Here is a 16,813-nt window from a genome sequence, read left to right as displayed (position 1 = left end):
CCCTCAGTTTAGTGCTTTATAAAAATCCTTTTTAATAGGTAGTCCTTATTTTAGACAATAATGCCTCTATACTTTCTTTAACCTGATCGGAGGAATGTCCGTAATGGTTAACAATAAAGCTAAATATTAATATTTTACCCTTTCTAGTTTTAAGGTAACCGCTTATTGCATAGTTGTTCCGCAACGAGCCAGATTTGGCATAAATATAGGGCTCGGTCTCTCCGGCATACCAATCTTTCAGGGTTCCAGAAATACCTCCTGCTGGAAGTAGCTCAAACAGCCTCTCCTCGCCAAGTTCTTTATGAAGTTTTGAGAGCAAGTTGGTAATGGTTCTTGGGGTGAACATATTGTAACGCGATAACCCAGATCCATCTTCCCAAACCAATTCATCTGGTTGATTTCTAAACAAAGATGTTTTCGTTTTTTGAATGATAGCCTCGGTACTTAGTGTATCGCTTTCCAGCCCACTAGCCATTAATAGTATCTGCTCTGCAAACAGGTTGTCGCTTTCCTGAAGCATGTGCTTATATAGAGTGTCTGAAAGAGAGGTATATAAGGTTTGAGCTAACCTAAAGTTTTTTGGCTTTTCAACTAGAGTGATTTCTCTTTTGAGAGTATCGGAAAGTAATGCGTTAAATAAATCGGTTGAATAATGAAATGGCCTAGTTAAAGTATCGACTGCTGAATAGTCTACGATATCAAAGTCGTGATTGCTGGGGAAGGCATATTCGTATTGGTTTTCAAACTCTTCTCTTTGTGTGTAACTTCTCAGGCGAATAAGAGAGTCTTTCTTAAGTTTAAAATTAGGTTTGAAATAAGATGGTGATACGTCAATTGTTTTCTTCTCCTTATTAAGGTATGCTGTAACACTATTTCCATAAATCGGAAAAACAGATTTTTCGGCTGAATAATAGCCATTGTAGTCATCCCAGCCCCATCCCGGGCCAAACCTATCATCTTCCATTGGGCGCGGCCAATAGTAGAGCTTCTCCGTTCTTGACTTTAGAAAATGAAATGCGGTGGTGTCATTATATTCAGGGTGAAGGAAGAGCGGATTGCCTGTTCCCCAAAAAATCAATGAGTCATCTTTAATGATATACTGTAGGGCTGGAATATTATTCCCAAGAAAATGGATGCCAGCATATAAGGTGAAAAGTTTCGTGTTCGAAGCGGGAGTCATGTATTTATCCTCGAACTGACTTGCAATGGTTTTTCCATTTTTTGAATCAACCAATTTAAATCCAACAAAGGCTTGCTCAAAACCGGGTAAGTCTTTTAAGTCTTTAAGAATTTTCTTCTTAGAATATCTCTGAGCATGTAAGCCTTGAATGCTAATTATAGAGCATATCAATAATATGAGTAGTTTTTTACTCATAAAAGACGGCCACTTCATCTAGCGACTTTCTTCTGTTATTGGGTACGTATACTTCTTCGGCTTCATACCCCACTGGTAAAAGTAAAAATGCTCTTTCGTTTTCTGGTCGGTTTAAAATTTTCGCTAAAAAATTCATTGGGCTGGGGGTGTGCGTTAAAGTAACTAAGCCAGCATCGTGAATAGCGGTAATTAAAAAGCCTGCTGCCAAGCCTACCGATTCTGCCACATAATAGTTCTGATGCTTTTTTCCTTCAGCATCAAATTCAAATGGGCGTTTGAAAACAATGATTAAATAAGGCGCTGTTTCCAGAAAAGGCTTTTCCCAGTTTGTGCCCATTGGTTTTAGGTCATCCAGCCACTCTTCGCTCATGCGTTTGGTGTAGCTTTCGTATTCTTCTTTTTCTGCGGCTTCGCGAATCTGCTTTTTAATTTCAGGGTTGCTCACTACACAAAACGTCCATGGTTGTTTATGCGCACCTGAGGGGGCTGTAGAAGCCGACATGATTACATTCTCAATAACTTCCTTAGGAACAGGCTTGTCAGAAAAATCACGCACAGACCTTCGCGTTTCCATCCAGTCGTAGAATTTCGCACTACGGGCTTTCATTTCTTCCAGAGAATAGTGTATATGCGAATACTTGATGAATTCGTGATTTTCTATGACCTTAATGTCTTGTTGTGCGCTCATTGTTTTAATTAAATGACCCACAAGATAAGAAAGAACCTAGAAGCTGAAAAATAAAATAAAAAAACCCCGACTGATAATCAGCCAGGGCACGATTTGGATGTAAAATAACCCTACTCGAGGGTTGCCTTTAAGACGATTGAAAATCGTCAATGTTTCTTTAAATTACTTTTTTGTTTTCTGGCAATCATTTGGTTCGCTATTAAACCCAAAATAGCTCCTGCACAAATTACCCAAGCTAGTGTAAGGTTTAAATACGAAATGGGAATTGTGAGTAAGATAACAATACACAGCACTACCCATCCTCTGTCAGCTTTTCTAGAAGTCCGTTTAAGGGGAATGTGTTTAACCGATTCCGTATGGTCTGAAAAGATGAATTTCAGTTTGGGCCAGTCGTAAAGTAAAAGCCAAGTATTTAAGATCAAGAAGAATCCATTCACATAAGGTGTGCCTTTCCAGTCTAGAGAGATCGTCACCATCAGAATATTGAGCAATACAGGGAAAAGCAAAACGGCACCTAGTGTAGCAAATCGCTGAGTAAGTAATAACAAACCGACAATGATTTGTGAAATAGCGATGAACCTAGCATAGAGTCCAAGTCCATAAGGAGCTAATTCATCTTCGAGCCAAACAGGCCCAATAATGCCTGGGAATTTATGTTCGAAATACAACTTGCTCATTCCGGCACCAAAGAAGATTAAGCCCAAGAATACCCTAATGAGTAGTATAACCGTGGGATACGGAATCCAAAGTATCTTTTTCATATGAGTGAATTTATTACTTGGTTTTATTTGCGCCAGTAGAATTCCCATTGGCGTGTACTATAAGCTTGATAATTTCATTTTTATCATTCCTTACAAATTCTACTTGACCAGGTAATGCAATGGGAAAAAACTTATCTTTTGATTCAGGGTATATTTCAAAGGCTGGTCTTCCCGGAAGCGTGAGCATTAAAACTTTATCACCAGTGGCGATATTGATCTTTATTTGCTCATTGATGTAATACTCGCCTACATACTCGTTTAACTGGTCATCACTAACAGGATAAAGGTCTTTGATTTCGGGTAAGTCATAACCTTCCCAACCATAAACCGTGGCCACACTCGTCACGATTTCATAAAGTATTTGAGGGTTGTCTGAATTAGTCATAATTACCACCCCTTTGTCATTTTCAATTCCACCGATGTAAATACAGTTGAAACCCCAGTTTGCTCCGGAATGTGTAAAGTATAATTCTTCTCCATGCTTTTCGATGAAAGTGCCCATGCTGATATCGCTGGACTCAATGAAAGGGCTAAGCATTAGCTTAGTAAAATCTTGGTTAAGCACCTTATTCGATTGGTTTTTGGCTGAAAGCTGCATTTCTATAATGAATTTAGCAAGGTCAGTGGGAGTAGTCCACAAACCTGCTGCGGCTAATTCGGGGTAGATATGGAATTTGCCTTCTACTTCCGTTCCATCTTCTTCGTAAGCCGTTGCAAACATGGATCCTTTCTTCGGGTCACCGGCTCCAAAAAAGCTATTGTTCATTTGCAGAGGACTCAGCACTTTTTCCCTTAAAAAATCGCTGTATTTTTTATGGGTGACATCTTCAAGTATTAGTTGGCTTATCAAGGTTCCTCCTCCTGAATATTGGTACCGAATGCCGGGCTCAAAAAGGGATTTAATGGCTTCGGTATTCGAAGGGCTTTCTCCATTCAATATTTGAATTACCGAAGGTTTAGGTTCTTCAAATGTATAACCCGGAAAGCCATGTACGTTAAGACCTGCTGTATGGCTAAGCAGATGGGCTGTGGAAATAGGTTTGCCACCAGCTTCATATGGGAATTTCCAAGTGCTTAAATAATCATTAATGTCTGCATCAAGGTTGATTTTTTGATCCTGTGCTAGATTGAGTAGGGCCATAGCATTAAGTGACTTGCTTATAGATGCCGCTTGAAACAAGGTATTTGATTCTACTTTTGTTTTCGAGGCCACATCTGCGAAGCCGTAACCTTTGGTCCACTGAATTTCACCTCCATCAATAACAGCTATGCTCAGTCCTTGTACATTGTAGGTTTCCATTCGCTCCTGCAATGTCCAAGTAGGTTGCTCTTTGGTCATTGTACTTGCGGCTAAATTGCTTTCTACAGCTTCAATCTTTTGCTGGGTTTCTTTTGAGAATTTAGACTGAGCAAAGCTGAAGTTATATGCTAAGGCCAGCATTACTATCATTAACATGCCTGAAGTTTTGAATGCTTTCATAGGTGTTGAATTTGGAAGACTTCCTTTGTTTAAATAATTCGTTTTCTGAGTTGAGTCACTCCTGCGATGGTAAACATTACGACCGCAACGATTAAGCTCTTATACACAGAAGTCATATCGGCCCAGATTTGATAGCCCTCTTGCCTTACCCCACCCGTGGCGAGGATGGAATAGCCATATGGATGGTATGGAGCGTATTCCCAGCCTCTGACAACAATCATAAAGGAGATGAGCCCGGCAATACCAATACCCAGCGGTAAAATCAGATTTTTGGATTGTTGGCTAATAAAGAATTGGATTGAGGCCATGCCTAAAGTGGCTAAGAAAATTTTAACCATTAGCGCATATTCAAAACCGAAACTGAAACTTTCTTCGAAACCTAAACCCGGCTGTACAATGCGCATGGACAAACCGACAAGAATTGTAAAGGTGCCAAAAAGCATTAGGCTGATAAAGATCATGACAATGAATACCTTCATTTTTGATAGGTAGAGCGCCAAACGTGATAGTGGTTGCGCATATATCAATTTCCAAGTATTCGAACTGTACTCAATATTGTTCACCAAAAGGGCAACCATCATTACAAAAAATGGGAAGAGAAAATTAGCGGGGTCAATGCTATACCCAAGTAATGTTGACCAAGCGTCCATTCCTTCATTAATAATTTGGGGGCCTTTTCGCCAGAAAATAATAAAGTTAATAACGGGCACAAAAGCGGGTGCTAAAATGAGCAGCCAGAGGGTAAAGGTCTTTTTGTACTTAAATATTTCTGCTGAAATCCCTCTTTTGAGTTGTATTGCTATATTCATTGGTCTAATTTTTTGGTAAGGTTTAGGAAGATGGCTTCGAGGGTTTCCTCAGTAGATTTAAGCTGATAGACTTCAATATCGTTTTGCACCAAAGCTTTGTTGATTTTTGAAATATCAGTTTTGTCCATTATAGGCAAAGTTATCGTTTTACTGTCATGCTCAGAGATGGTGTAATTCAACTCTTTGATTATTTCGATTGCCTTTTGAGAGTTGTCGAGCTTAATTTCTAAAAACTGACTAGAGTCGTTGTTATGAAGCCCATCGAGCTTGCCTTCATACATGATTTTGCCCTGGTCTATAATGGCTACATCGGTGGCCATTTTTTCGATTTCAGTAAGAATATGGCTCGATAGGAAAATTGTTTTACCGTGTTCTTTATTCAAGCGAATAATCAATTCGCGCATTTCGATAATACCACTCGGGTCAAGTCCGTTTGTGGGCTCGTCTAAGATGAGCAGATCAGGGTCGCTGAGTAGGGCAGAAGCAAGCCCGAGCCTTTGGCACATTCCCAAAGAATAGTTCTTCGCTTTTTTATTTGCGTTATCCGTCAGCCGAACGATTTTTAGCACTTCGTCAATTCTAGACTTTGGAGCGCCAATCATGCGCCTGACCACTTCAAGGTTTTGTCGACCAGTAAGGTGTTTATAGATAGAAGGGTTTTCAATCAGTGCACCTACCTTGCCTAGGAGTTCTACCTTGTTGGCAAGAAGTTCTTGGCCGAATAATTTTACTTGTCCCGGTTTGGAATGAAAAAGATCGAGTAGAATTCTAATGGTAGTGGTTTTACCTGCTCCATTTGGCCCTAAGAAACCATAAATGCTACCTTCGGGTACATTTAGATTTACTTGATCTAATGCTTTAAAGCTGCCGAAATTGAAGGTTAAATTGTTGGTTTGAATAATTGACTTTGGCATTTTTTAGTATTTAGGGGAAAGACGATGGGGAATTGGTTTTGACTTCCTAACAGTTTTTAATTATACCAATCGACTAACTATCTAGATCAATAGGAGCTAATGCTCTACCAAAATCATGTGTTTTAATTAGCTATCGGGTTTTGAGACCTTTCTTCATTTCAGTCGTCCTCTAAGGGAATGAAGAATTTTAAGACTTGGCTTGAGCAACATCAGGAAGACTTGGTAATAGTCGTTCTGCATGTTATTGCTTGGGGACTTTACTTTTCCTTTATCAAACTGACTTTTTTGAGTAGCCGTTTTAGTACTGAATTTAGTGTTTGGTACTTTATTTCAGTGGCTATTGTCGATATGAGTGTATTCTACTACCTCTATAGCATTAGCATACCCAAATTGCTAATGAATCGAAAAGCAGGTCGGTTTTTTGGTCTGATATTATTGATGCTTGCCGTATACCCATTTTTGGTGTTTTTAATGAATTCGGCTTTAACACATTTCTTTCCTACAGATATTACGCCCATAGCGGCTTTAGCAAAATCACGCTTTTGGACAGCCTATGGGGTGCGGGTGTTGTCCTGTTTATTTGTAGTAATGATGGCAGGCATTGGCAAGTTTACTTTCGACTGGTTTAAGAATTTACGAATCAGAAGAGAGCTTGAAAATCAAAACCTCACCAGTGAACTGGCTTTCCTTAAGTCACAAATTAACCCTCATTTCCTTTTCAATACGCTCAATAATATTCACACGTTGGCCTATAAAAAGGCAGATGGAGCACCAGAGGCTATTATGAAACTTTCGGAATTGATGCGCTATATGATTTATGATTCGAATACTGATTTGGTGCCCTTGAAGAAAGAACTTCAATACCTCCAAAGCTTTATCGACCTTCAAGAACTTAGGTTTAAAGCCAAGGGTATAGTGAGTTTTAAGGTAGAAGGTGATGTTTCTGAAAAGCATATTGCACCACTGATCTTGTTTCCTTTTGTTGAAAACGCTTTTAAGCATGGTGCCCAACTTAATCGCCCTGATGCCATTCAAATTCAATTGAGAGTTAAAGACGATTTGGTGTATGAGGTAAATAATGGAATTGTAGGAAGGAATGATCCTCCACAAAAAGACAGTGTAGGCGGAATAGGGCTGGGGAATATTAGACGTAGATTAGAGCTTATTTATCCTTCAGACTTCGACTTAGAAGTAGAGCAAACTGAATTGCATTTCAACATAAAACTAACCATTAGAAATCATGGATAAAATTAGGTGCCTGATTGTCGATGACGAACCGTTGGCCATAGAAATTTTGGAAGAGTATATTGGTAAAGTGCCGTGGTTAAGTTTTGTCGGAAGCTTTGATAAAGGCATAGAGGCCATTGAACATATTAATAACAGTGCTATTGATTTACTTTTTTTAGATATTCAAATGCCCGATTTGTCAGGCATACAAGTGGCTCAATTGATAGGTAAGAAATGTGATGTGATTTTTACTACGGCCTATAACCATTATGCGGTAGAGGGTTTTGAACTAGATGCGAAAGATTACCTACTCAAACCAATTTCGTTTGAACGTTTTCTTAAGTCTGTTCAGCGTATCAAAGGATCGCAAGAGCCATTAGAAAAGGAAGCGAATGATTATGTATTTGTGAAGACAGAATACAAAACAAAGAAAATACGCCTGTCCGATATTTTATACATAGAAGGCATGAAAGATTATTTGCGCATAGTTACCCCGAACGAGAAGATTATGATTCTGCAAAGCTTCTCTAAACTCTTGCCCACTTTGCCTTCAAACCGATTTTCACGCGTACACAAATCCTTTGTGATTGCGATTGACGCCATCGATATTATTGAAAAGAGCAAAGTGAAAATTAAGGAACAATGGATTCCAATAGGAGAGTCATATAAGGAGGATTTTTTGAGCGAAATTCAGCGTAGAACAGTTTAGGATTTGAATGAATGTTTTTTTGAAAATAATACCCTTCTACAATAACCTTTTGCTTACAACTTAGGTTAATCGAATCATGGAAAAGAAGACTACAAGTAAATCTTCTAAAGCGAAGGTAAACGATTCAGAAAAACTCAAGAAGGCCTACATTGAGCATATTCTTGAACACGGAAACAGACCTGCTTCTATCTTTAAGTTTGTGAAAGAACTGAAGATTAAGGAAGAGGCTTTTTACGAAAACTTCAATTCTTTTGATACCCTAGAAAAAGAGCTTTGGCGCGATTGGCTCCAAGAAACCATTACGGCAATTAAAGCCGAAGAGGTTTATGCGGAATATTCGGCTCGAGAAAAACTTTTGGCCTTTTATTTCACCTTCATAGAAGTGCTGAAAAGTAACCGAAGTTTCATTCTTCTCACTGTTAAGAAAACAATCAAGCCAGAGTTTACTCCTGCACACCTTAAAGAATTCAGAAAAGATTTTAAGGATTTTGTGAATGAAGTTTTGACCGAAGCTAAAGAAACCGAAGAGGTGCAAAACAGACCTTACATTGGCGATAAGTACGATGAAGGAATTTGGCTTCAGTTTTTATTCGTATTCAATTTCTGGATGAAAGATGACTCCAAAGCATTTGAGAAAACGGATGAAGCCATTGAAAAAGCTGTCAATTTATCCTTTGATTTAATGGGGAGAGGGCCATTGGATGCCATGATTGATTTCGGGAAATTCCTTTTTCAGAATAGATAAATGAAACTGACCCTCCAAGGGTTTTAAATCTTAGGAAGGTTGTAATATATAAGATGAAAGAACAATCAAAAATACCTACAGGAAAAGTGCAGAGGGCGGCTAAGTTTGTAACTACAGGCGCCAAAGTGGGAGGTAATTACATGAAACATTACGCCAAAAAAGTAATGAATCCGTCTCTTTCAAAAGATCAACTGCACGAAGACAATGCTCGGGATATTTATAATTCTTTGAGCGAGTTAAAGGGTAGTGCATTAAAGGTGGCTCAAATGATGAGCATGGATAAAAACATGCTTCCAACAGCTTACCAAGATAAATTCTCTATGGCACAATACAGTGCCCCTCCATTGTCTTACCCTTTGGTGGTAAAAACCTTTCAACAATATTTTAAAAAGTCGCCCACTCAAATTTTTGAGACCTTCACTAAAAATGCAGTAAATGCAGCCTCTATTGGGCAGGTGCACAAAGCTACCTTGGATGGGAAAGAGTATGCTGTTAAAATTCAATACCCTGGAGTAGCATCCAGTGTTCGTTCCGACCTTAAATTGGTGCGTCCGTTTGCGGTTCGGTTAATGAATTTAAATGAAAAGGATCTCGACCATTATATGGAAGAGGTAGAAACAAAGCTGATTGAAGAAACCGATTATTTGTTAGAAGTGCAGCGGTCGGTTGAAATCTCAGAAGCCTGTACTCATATTGAGAACATCCGGTTTCCGAAGTATTACCCTAAGCTATCTGATGAGCGCATCATTACCATGGACTGGATGGATGGCAAAGTGCTTAAGGAGTTTATAAAGTCGAATCCATCGCAAGCCGACCGAAACAAGGTAGGGCAGGCGCTTTGGGATTTTTACGATTTCCAAATCCATACTTTAAGGCAAGTACATGCCGACCCACACCCTGGTAATTTTATTATTAGCGATGATGCCGTTTTGGGAGTAATCGATTTTGGCTGTGTTAAGGTAATTCCCAATGAGTTTTATGATCCATATTTCAAGCTAATCAGAAAGGATATTCTTCATGAAGATAAAGAGTTGGAAGAACTTTTTACTCAACTACAGTTTATTTATCCCGATGACAAAGCAGACGATAAAGCCTATTTTTCCGCTGTTATCAAAGATATGATGGGAATTTTGGGGCAGCCATTTCATCAAGATGAATTCGATTTTGGTGATGATAGTTATTTCAGGAAAATCTACGAGATGGGAGAAGTGATTTCTCAGTCACCTAAGTTCAGAGAAAGTGAAAGGGCTAGGGGAGCAAGAGATGGACTGTATATTAACCGTACTTATTTTGGTCTCTATAATATTCTGAATGAATTGAAAGCGAAAGTAAAAACCACCAAGCCAGAATGGGCCATAAAAGTGGCTGTTTAGTATTATAGTTCTGAGGTGGTTGATGTTTCGATTATGAATTTTCCTTCTACTTTAACTGGTTTGATGCTCATATGGCATGGGTCAAACTTCTTGATAAAACCACTTGAAATATCTGATGTGTTGTTTAATACTTCAATCAATACTCCTTCTATGTTATAAATCTCGAATTTGAAGAGGCCAGATTGGATAATTGAACTCATGTCCTTAAGTAATTCAGACGCTTCTTTGTGCATGTTTCTATGAATCATGCTGTCTTCATTCTGAATATTTTCAGAACGACTTAGATCATCATGAGAGTTGCATCCGGTGAACAAAACTCCCAATAGAAGTAGTGAGGTAAAAGTGTATTTCATTGACTTCAACTACTACCAATTTGATAGTGAATACCCCACTTTGTTTTCTTGAATTTGTTCAAAATAGGTGAATCACCTAGAAAGTAATTTTCGACTAATGTTCCTCATTGTGCTGCCTCATAACTTCATCCTTAATTTGTTGTCTTAGCAACTTCTGGTTTTTAATAAATAATAGTAGCAGAAGAAAAGCCACAAACAGGTGAAGCGCAATGTAAAGCCAGCGGTTAAAATCAAAGCCTAAATAGCTGTATATTTCTTTAGGTTTAATTATAGTGCTGATTCCATTAGCCAAATAGATTATTCCACCCACTAGAAATAACCATCTCCATTTTATCCCAAAGCGCTCGGAACGCGTTCTTCTATCATCCATATTTGTTAGTCATGTATTCGTAGGAATCCTTAATTAAGAGCTTCAATATTTCAATATCCACATCTTCAATTTTCTTAATGTATAGACATGATTTTCCCGTTTTGTATTTGCCCAGCCTTGCCATATAATCTTCATATTTTTCAAAACCGGGCATTATATATAGCGTAAGATTTTGAACCCTTGGAGAAAATCCGATTTTCAGAAAATCACCTTCTCTTCCGCTGTCATATTTGTAATGATAAGTACCAAAACCAACAATGGAAGGTCCCCACATTTTTGGAGCTTCTCCAGTAATCTCTTCCATTAGGGTGTTAATCAGAACGCAATCGTTCTTTTTCTTTTCCTCTGCTATACTGTTTAAAAAATCGGAAACACTTGCATTAGTTTCGGTAGTCTTGTTTTGTGCTTTTGTCATGAGTTAAAAAAAATATGGGTAAAAAATAAGTATGCCTATAATTGCAGCGGCAACAGCTGTAATCAGAACAGCCGCAGCGGCAATGTCCTTTACAATTCCTGCCTTGGGGTTAAATGCTGGCGAAACCAAGTCAACTAGCTTTTCGATAGATGAGTTAAAAAGTTCGGCCACCAAAACCATTGCGATTGCTGAAATCACCCACAACCACTCATTCATAGTCAAGTTTACGTAAGCGCTCAAAGCAATAACCAACATTGCTGCGAACAAATGAACTCTGAAGTTATGTTCGTGCCGAACTACATGCCAAAGCCCTTTGAAAGCAAAATTGAAGCTTTTTAAACGTGCTAAAACTGAGAATTTTTCAGACATCCGTTAAAAGTAAGAAGATTTATAACGCAATGAAAAGTAGGTTCGTAAAAGCACGAGGACTAATTTTGGGTGTTATGCAAAAAACTAAATATTTCTACCTAATCCTTATACTCTTCTGCACCACCTTGAGCTGCGATAATGACAAGGCAAAAGCTGGAAGATTTTTATTGATGGGGAATAATGAATTGGCCAATTTAAACTATAAAGAAGCCATTAGATTATATACTGAGGCCATTGGCAAAGACCCACAGTTTAAAGAGGCTTATAATAATAGAGGTGTAGCACTTTATAAAAGTGGCCATTACGCAGAAGCCCTCAATGATTACACTTTCGCGATAGTGCAAATAGATCCAACGTATACCGATGCATATAAAAATAGATTCGAAGTGAATTTGGTTTCAGGCAGCTACCAACGGGCTTTGGAAGATGCGGAATACTTGGCTACTGTTTACCCCGACAGCGCCTATACTTACCTCTATCAAGGTTTGGCATTAACCGACCTTAAGCGCTATGATGAGGCCATTTCTAAATTTGATATGGCTTACCAGAAGGATCCTGACAATGTAGAAGCTGTGGTAAACCAAGCCAATGCATATTATATGTCCAATAGATATGAAAAAGCTCGTGAATTACTTCAGAAAGCAATAAGCATTGATGCAACCGAAGCTAATATTTATAATACTTTGGCCTTAATTGCTACGCAAGAAGGCGATTTCCAGGAAGCTTTGAAGCAAGTAAATCAAGCCATAGAGATAGATAGCAGAAATGGCTACTTCAGTAATAACAGAGGTTTTATATACTTAAATTTAGGCGAGCTAGAAAAAGCCGAAGCAGATATAAATATGGGGATCAAACTTGACCCTAGTAACCCTTGGGCTTACCGAAATAAGGCTATTTTCTACTATGACAATAAGAGCTTCGATGCAGCTTTAAGAAATATAGAACTAGCCGCGCAGTATGATGACTCCATTCCATTACTTAATCATTATTGGGGTTTAGTATTGGTTGAATTAGATAGAATGGATGAAGCCTGCGCTAAATTTTCGTTGTCAGAATCTTCAGAAAAAGAGATGCTTATAAAAAAGTATTGTAAGTAAAGAATAAGACCTTTTCCTCGAAAGTACCTGCCGCCTTTTATATCTGAAAGGTGGTTTTTTTGTTTCTTGAAATAATTTTCAATACTAATGTTAACAAGTCTTAACAACATGCCGTCTACCCTTTGATTATGGATGTAGCACAGTTCAAAACGGACGTTCTGCCTTTAAAGAACAAACTTTACCGCTTTGCCTTCAACATTGTAAAAGATGAAGAATTGGCCAAAGATGTGGTGCAAGAATGTATGATTAAGGTGTGGGAAAAAAGGGATGAAGTAAAACACATTAATAACCTGGAAGCTTGGTGTATGCAAGTAACCAGAAACAAGGCCCTAGATAAGCTACGGTCTAAACATGTTAAGAAAACGGATCTTTTTGAAGTGGAATTTGACACTAGAAAAGAAAAGGACACGCCAGTTGTACTTACCGAACGAAACGAAATTATGAACCGCATTCAATTTTTAATTGATGCACTTCCTAGTCGACAACGAGAGGTGATGCAGTTAAGAGATATTGAAGGCTATAGCTATAAGGAAATAGCAGATATGCTGGAGATTGACATCAATTTGGTGAAAACGAATTTGTTTAGAGCACGCAGAAAATTGAAAGAAAGCCTTATTAAAGAAAATGCTTATGGACTCTAGAATAGAGCAATTGTTAGAAAAATACTGGGCTTCAGAGTCAAGTATTCAAGAAGAAAAAGAATTGAAGGGATTGGTGGCCAATGCCGACAATTCAGAAGAGATGGAAGAACTGAAGGCCTTATTTGGGTACTTTCAGTCGGAGCAAGAGCTTAGTTTGGGTGATGATTTCGATCAGGAAGTTTTAGCCATGATTGAGGCAGAACCTGAAACGAAAGTAATAAACATATCGGGCTATTTTAAAAGGTATGCCGGAGTGGCAGCAGCAATGCTGGTATTAATTACAAGTTCGTACTTCTTTATGCAACAGCAAAAAACATATGAGCAAGAAGATACTTTTGACTCCCCTGAATTGGCGCTTCAAGAACTTAAAAAGCAGCTCGTAATGGTTTCAAACTATATGAATTCAGGCTCAAGTAATCTTGATAAACTTGGTAGCATGAGCAAAATGGATGCAGGAATGGAAAGTCTTAAGTATATGGGAGATGCCGCCAGAGGAATGGAGCCAATTAGTGAAATGAATATTTTAGAAAGCGAATTTTAAAAACTTAAAATAGAACACAATGAAAAAGTTAGTAATGATTATGGTAATGGCCGTTATGGCCTTTGGAGTACAAGCTCAAAATGATGCGATTTCAAAGTATTTCGCGAAATATGAAAAGGATACTGAAAAATTTAGTGCGGTATCTATAAGTGGTAAAATGTTTGCCATGATCAATTCTATTCAGGTAGAAGATGATGAAGATAGGGCTTTGGTCGAGTCTTTAGGTAAAATTAAAGGAGTAAGAGTGCTTTTTGCTCAAAAGGATGTAGATGGAGCAACCATGTATAAAGAGGCAATGAGTGCTATCAAAGGCAAAGATTTTGAAGAGTTAATGTCGGTAAGAGATGAAGACAAAGACATCAAATTCTACATCAAAGAGAAAGGCAATAGAATTGACGAACTCTTTATGGTAATGGGCGGAACCAAAGAATTTGGAATGGTTAGCATTGTTGGTGACGGTATCGACATCAACCAACTATATAAACTGTCAAAAAGCCTTGGGATGGACGAGTTCAAACACTTAGGGGGTAAATAAGCCCCTTATCCTTTTTAGAATTCAAAAACTCAACAGTTTTTTATATTTGAATTATGCGCAAAACAACACTGATATTAACACTGGTCTTATTATCCACTCTTGCTTTTGGTCAAAGCAAGAGTGTTGAGAAATTCAGGAATGACAACGAGCCTACATTGAAGCTCTTTTTTTATAAGAGTACACTTAAAATGTTTGCCAACATACAGATGAAAATGGCAGACGAAATGGAAGAATTACCCGATTTCTCTTCCGTGATTAAGAACATCGAAAAGGTAAAGTTTTTTGTATTCGATAAGGATACTTATGAAATGGATGCCCCTATGTTTTCTAAGCTCGAAGAAGACATTCTTTCTGAAGGCTATGAGTCCATGATGTCAGCGCGAATGTCTGGAGCTAACATGAATTTTTTAATGAAGGGAACGGCTGAAAAACCTAAGGGCTTTGTAGTAGTAATGCGTTCAGAAGAAGGAGTTAGTTTGGTAGATATTGAAGGCTACCCAGACTTAAAGCAAATCATGAAATTCTCAGAATTCATGAGCAAAAATACCAGCGGCCTAGAGTCGATCATGGACGCTTTTAATTAGTAAAGTACAGGAGCTGGTTTTGGATGGGCCAGTTGCTGAATATCAATAAAACTCAAAAACACGATTTGGAAACTGTATTGTCAATTAAAGGCCTCTCCAAGCAATATGGAAAGGTCAGGGCACTTGATAACCTCAATCTTGAGGTGAAGAAAGGAGACGTCTTCGGAATTCTCGGTCCTAACGGTAGCGGAAAAACGACTACCCTCGGTATTATCTTAAGTGTAATCAACCAAACCAGCGGTCAGTTTGAATGGTTTGGCGAAAAAGCCAACAAGGATACCCGAAAAAAGATTGGAGCCATTTTAGAGCACCCCATTTTTTACCCATACCTCACTGCGGTTCAAAACCTCAAAATTGTTTGCGATATCAAGGAAGTCCCTTACGAAAGGGTAGACGAGGTATTGACGCAAGTGGGACTTGATGAACGCAAGGATACGAAATTCAAAACCTTCTCGCTAGGTATGAAACAGCGTCTGTCCATTGCGTCAGCATTGCTTTGTAACCCTACGGTAATGATTCTTGACGAGCCTACCAATGGTCTTGATCCTCAAGGAATTGCCGAAATCAGAGAACTCATCATTGAAATTGCCAATAGTGGGAAAACCATCATTATTGCTAGTCATTTACTAGATGAAGTTCAAAAGGTATGCTCACATTTTTGTGTGCTTCAGCGCGGTAAACTAATCTATAACGGGTTGGTGGAAGACGTAGGTAAAGGTTCAGTTTCGGTAGAAGTAAAAGCTGACCATGACGACTTGCAAACCGTTTTGGAAGAATCTGGCCTTGGGACGAAAGTGAAGCGAGAACTTGATAAGTACATCATGACGATGGAGGGAGATCATTCCGCTGCCGAGTTGAATGCCTATTTGTTCAAGCAAGGAATCACTGCCAAGCATTTACTTGTGCAATCGAAGAGCCTTGAAAAGCAATTCTTAGAAATTTTAGCTGGTAATAAAGAAGGAGGTGCCCAATGATGAGATTACTGAAAATAGAACTGAAAAAAGTAATGCCAAACCGCGCATTTAAGGTATTGGCCATTATGTATATTGTAGCAATGGTGATTATCAGTATGGGTGTTATGCCATTCTTTCAATACTTAAAATCTAAGTTTGCAGATTTTGATATGGATGGAATTGATCCCACTATTATTCCGTTTTATGAATTCCCAGACATTTGGCAGAACCTTACAAGTGTAATGATTTGGTTCAAAATGTTGTTGGGCTTTAGTTTAATATTCTCCATTACTAATGAATATTCATACAGAACCATCAGGCAAAACGTAATTGACGGTCTTACTAAGAATGAATTTATCTGGTCGAAAATTATTATGGCTGGGTTTTTAAGTGCGATGTCGACAATAGCCTTGTTCGTGTTAGGTTTGATTACAGGCTTTATTTATTCGAGTGAAATATCTTTCTCGCTTGTTTTTAGCGATGTTTATTTCCTGTTGGCCTTTTTCTTCCAGCTATTTGCATTCTTATTATTTACTCTTTTTGTGGGAACGCTGATAAGAAAATCAATTATTGCTATGGGGCTACTGATCTTTTGGGTTTTAGCTGTTGAAAATGGGTTTTACGTTTGGAGCAAGGTGAAGAGTATTGATTGGGTTGAATACCTTCTTCCTGTAAAAAGTATTAATGCGTTAATTCATAACCCATTCCCTAAATATGTTTTTATGGAAGTGCAGGATTACATTGCTTGGCACGAAATGGGGCTTGTGATATTGTGGGGCACTTTGTTTTATTGGGCTACTGTCAGATTGGTAGTGAAAAGAGATTTATAGAAAACTCCCTTTAACTTAAAACAAAAGCCCTGTTAGTTGTAAAA

Annotated in this window: 21 protein-coding genes; 11 read left to right on the top strand and 10 right to left on the bottom strand. The window is 38.3% G+C overall.

What is annotated here, in order from left to right:
• Positions 1–31 precede the first annotated feature (31 nt).
• The 6 genes from AWW67_RS16695 to AWW67_RS16670 all read right to left on the bottom strand — a co-directional run bounded on the left by AWW67_RS16695 (position 32) and on the right by AWW67_RS16670 (position 6,027).
• The gene (locus AWW67_RS16695) at positions 32–1,375 is read right to left on the bottom strand and encodes a D-alanyl-D-alanine carboxypeptidase/D-alanyl-D-alanine-endopeptidase (RefSeq protein WP_071387162.1); all 1,344 of its coding nucleotides are present in this window, start codon (positions 1,373–1,375) and stop codon (positions 32–34) included.
• Positions 1,368–2,063 (bottom strand): nitroreductase family protein, encoded by a 696-nt coding sequence (locus tag AWW67_RS16690; protein ID WP_062303112.1) that lies wholly within the window; start codon positions 2,061–2,063, stop codon positions 1,368–1,370. The genes AWW67_RS16695 and AWW67_RS16690 overlap by 8 nt, the downstream gene beginning before the upstream one ends.
• Before the next feature lie 146 nt (positions 2,064–2,209).
• Positions 2,210–2,824: a DoxX family protein gene (locus AWW67_RS16685; RefSeq protein ID WP_176700068.1), complete on the bottom strand. Its 615-nt coding sequence runs from the start codon at positions 2,822–2,824 to the stop codon at positions 2,210–2,212.
• A 13-nt stretch (positions 2,825–2,837) separates the two neighbouring features.
• A complete protein-coding gene (locus tag AWW67_RS16680; RefSeq protein ID WP_062303109.1) occupies positions 2,838–4,304 on the bottom strand; it encodes a serine hydrolase domain-containing protein in 1,467 nt (488 codons plus the stop codon).
• A 29-nt stretch (positions 4,305–4,333) separates the two neighbouring features.
• Positions 4,334–5,113 carry an ABC transporter permease gene (locus AWW67_RS16675; protein WP_062303107.1) on the bottom strand — a complete coding sequence of 260 codons (780 nt, stop codon included), beginning with the start codon at positions 5,111–5,113 and terminating at the stop codon, positions 4,334–4,336.
• On the bottom strand, positions 5,110–6,027 hold the full coding sequence (locus tag AWW67_RS16670; protein ID WP_062303106.1) for an ABC transporter ATP-binding protein: 918 nt from the start codon (positions 6,025–6,027) through the stop codon (positions 5,110–5,112). Before AWW67_RS16670 ends, AWW67_RS16675 begins: the two co-directional genes overlap by 4 nt.
• A gap of 177 nt (positions 6,028–6,204) precedes the next feature.
• Here AWW67_RS16670 and AWW67_RS16665 point away from each other — a divergent pair, with 177 nt between their 5' ends.
• The 4 genes from AWW67_RS16665 to AWW67_RS16650 all read left to right on the top strand — a co-directional run bounded on the left by AWW67_RS16665 (position 6,205) and on the right by AWW67_RS16650 (position 10,081).
• Positions 6,205–7,275 carry a sensor histidine kinase gene (locus AWW67_RS16665; protein WP_062303104.1) on the top strand — a complete coding sequence of 357 codons (1,071 nt, stop codon included), beginning with the start codon at positions 6,205–6,207 and terminating at the stop codon, positions 7,273–7,275.
• Positions 7,268–7,963 (top strand): LytR/AlgR family response regulator transcription factor, encoded by a 696-nt coding sequence (locus AWW67_RS16660; protein ID WP_062303103.1) that lies wholly within the window; start codon positions 7,268–7,270, stop codon positions 7,961–7,963. Before AWW67_RS16665 ends, AWW67_RS16660 begins: the two co-directional genes overlap by 8 nt.
• Before the next feature lie 76 nt (positions 7,964–8,039).
• On the top strand, positions 8,040–8,708 hold the full coding sequence (locus tag AWW67_RS16655; RefSeq protein WP_053223055.1) for a TetR/AcrR family transcriptional regulator: 669 nt from the start codon (positions 8,040–8,042) through the stop codon (positions 8,706–8,708).
• 53 nt (positions 8,709–8,761) lie between these two features.
• Positions 8,762–10,081: an ABC1 kinase family protein gene (locus AWW67_RS16650; RefSeq protein ID WP_062303101.1), complete on the top strand. Its 1,320-nt coding sequence runs from the start codon at positions 8,762–8,764 to the stop codon at positions 10,079–10,081.
• A 2-nt stretch (positions 10,082–10,083) separates the two neighbouring features.
• Here AWW67_RS16650 and AWW67_RS16645 read toward each other — a convergent pair whose 3' ends face one another.
• The 4 genes from AWW67_RS16645 to AWW67_RS16630 all read right to left on the bottom strand — a co-directional run bounded on the left by AWW67_RS16645 (position 10,084) and on the right by AWW67_RS16630 (position 11,588).
• Positions 10,084–10,434: a hypothetical protein gene (locus tag AWW67_RS16645; protein WP_062303100.1), complete on the bottom strand. Its 351-nt coding sequence runs from the start codon at positions 10,432–10,434 to the stop codon at positions 10,084–10,086.
• A 94-nt stretch (positions 10,435–10,528) separates the two neighbouring features.
• Positions 10,529–10,804, bottom strand: coding sequence for a hypothetical protein (locus tag AWW67_RS16640; RefSeq protein ID WP_053223058.1), 276 nt, complete (start codon positions 10,802–10,804; stop codon positions 10,529–10,531).
• Positions 10,797–11,219, bottom strand: a complete 423-nt coding sequence (locus AWW67_RS16635) for a DUF1801 domain-containing protein (protein WP_062303098.1) — start codon at positions 11,217–11,219, stop codon at positions 10,797–10,799. The genes AWW67_RS16640 and AWW67_RS16635 overlap by 8 nt, the downstream gene beginning before the upstream one ends.
• 3 nt (positions 11,220–11,222) lie before the next feature.
• On the bottom strand, positions 11,223–11,588 hold the full coding sequence (locus tag AWW67_RS16630; RefSeq protein WP_062303097.1) for a diacylglycerol kinase family protein: 366 nt from the start codon (positions 11,586–11,588) through the stop codon (positions 11,223–11,225).
• A 74-nt stretch (positions 11,589–11,662) separates the two neighbouring features.
• Here AWW67_RS16630 and AWW67_RS16625 point away from each other — a divergent pair, with 74 nt between their 5' ends.
• From AWW67_RS16625 to AWW67_RS16595, 7 genes are all read left to right on the top strand, one after another.
• Positions 11,663–12,685 (top strand): tetratricopeptide repeat protein, encoded by a 1,023-nt coding sequence (locus tag AWW67_RS16625; RefSeq protein ID WP_176700067.1) that lies wholly within the window; start codon positions 11,663–11,665, stop codon positions 12,683–12,685.
• A gap of 128 nt (positions 12,686–12,813) precedes the next feature.
• The gene (locus AWW67_RS16620) at positions 12,814–13,326 is read left to right on the top strand and encodes a GFO_1088 family ECF-type sigma factor (protein WP_053223062.1); all 513 of its coding nucleotides are present in this window, start codon (positions 12,814–12,816) and stop codon (positions 13,324–13,326) included.
• Positions 13,316–13,867: a PG0215 family putative anti-sigma factor gene (locus AWW67_RS16615; RefSeq protein WP_062303094.1), complete on the top strand. Its 552-nt coding sequence runs from the start codon at positions 13,316–13,318 to the stop codon at positions 13,865–13,867. Before AWW67_RS16620 ends, AWW67_RS16615 begins: the two co-directional genes overlap by 11 nt.
• Positions 13,868–13,886: 19 nt before the next feature.
• Positions 13,887–14,402: a DUF4252 domain-containing protein gene (locus tag AWW67_RS16610; RefSeq protein WP_062303092.1), complete on the top strand. Its 516-nt coding sequence runs from the start codon at positions 13,887–13,889 to the stop codon at positions 14,400–14,402.
• A gap of 53 nt (positions 14,403–14,455) precedes the next feature.
• Entirely contained in the window at positions 14,456–14,986 is a 531-nt protein-coding gene (locus tag AWW67_RS16605) for a DUF4252 domain-containing protein (RefSeq protein WP_062303091.1), read from the top strand.
• Positions 14,987–15,051: 65 nt separating this feature from the next.
• Positions 15,052–15,960 carry an ABC transporter ATP-binding protein gene (locus AWW67_RS16600; protein WP_053223302.1) on the top strand — a complete coding sequence of 303 codons (909 nt, stop codon included), beginning with the start codon at positions 15,052–15,054 and terminating at the stop codon, positions 15,958–15,960.
• Positions 15,957–16,769: an ABC transporter permease gene (locus AWW67_RS16595; protein ID WP_062303090.1), complete on the top strand. Its 813-nt coding sequence runs from the start codon at positions 15,957–15,959 to the stop codon at positions 16,767–16,769. Before AWW67_RS16600 ends, AWW67_RS16595 begins: the two co-directional genes overlap by 4 nt.
• Positions 16,770–16,813: the final 44 nt, after the last annotated feature.

The organism is Roseivirga seohaensis (assembly GCF_001592945.1).
GTDB classification, from domain to species: domain Bacteria; phylum Bacteroidota; class Bacteroidia; order Cytophagales; family Cyclobacteriaceae; genus Roseivirga; species Roseivirga seohaensis.
The sequence above is the reverse complement of the archived record's forward strand: the minus strand, read 5'-3'. Positions and strand labels throughout refer to the sequence as shown.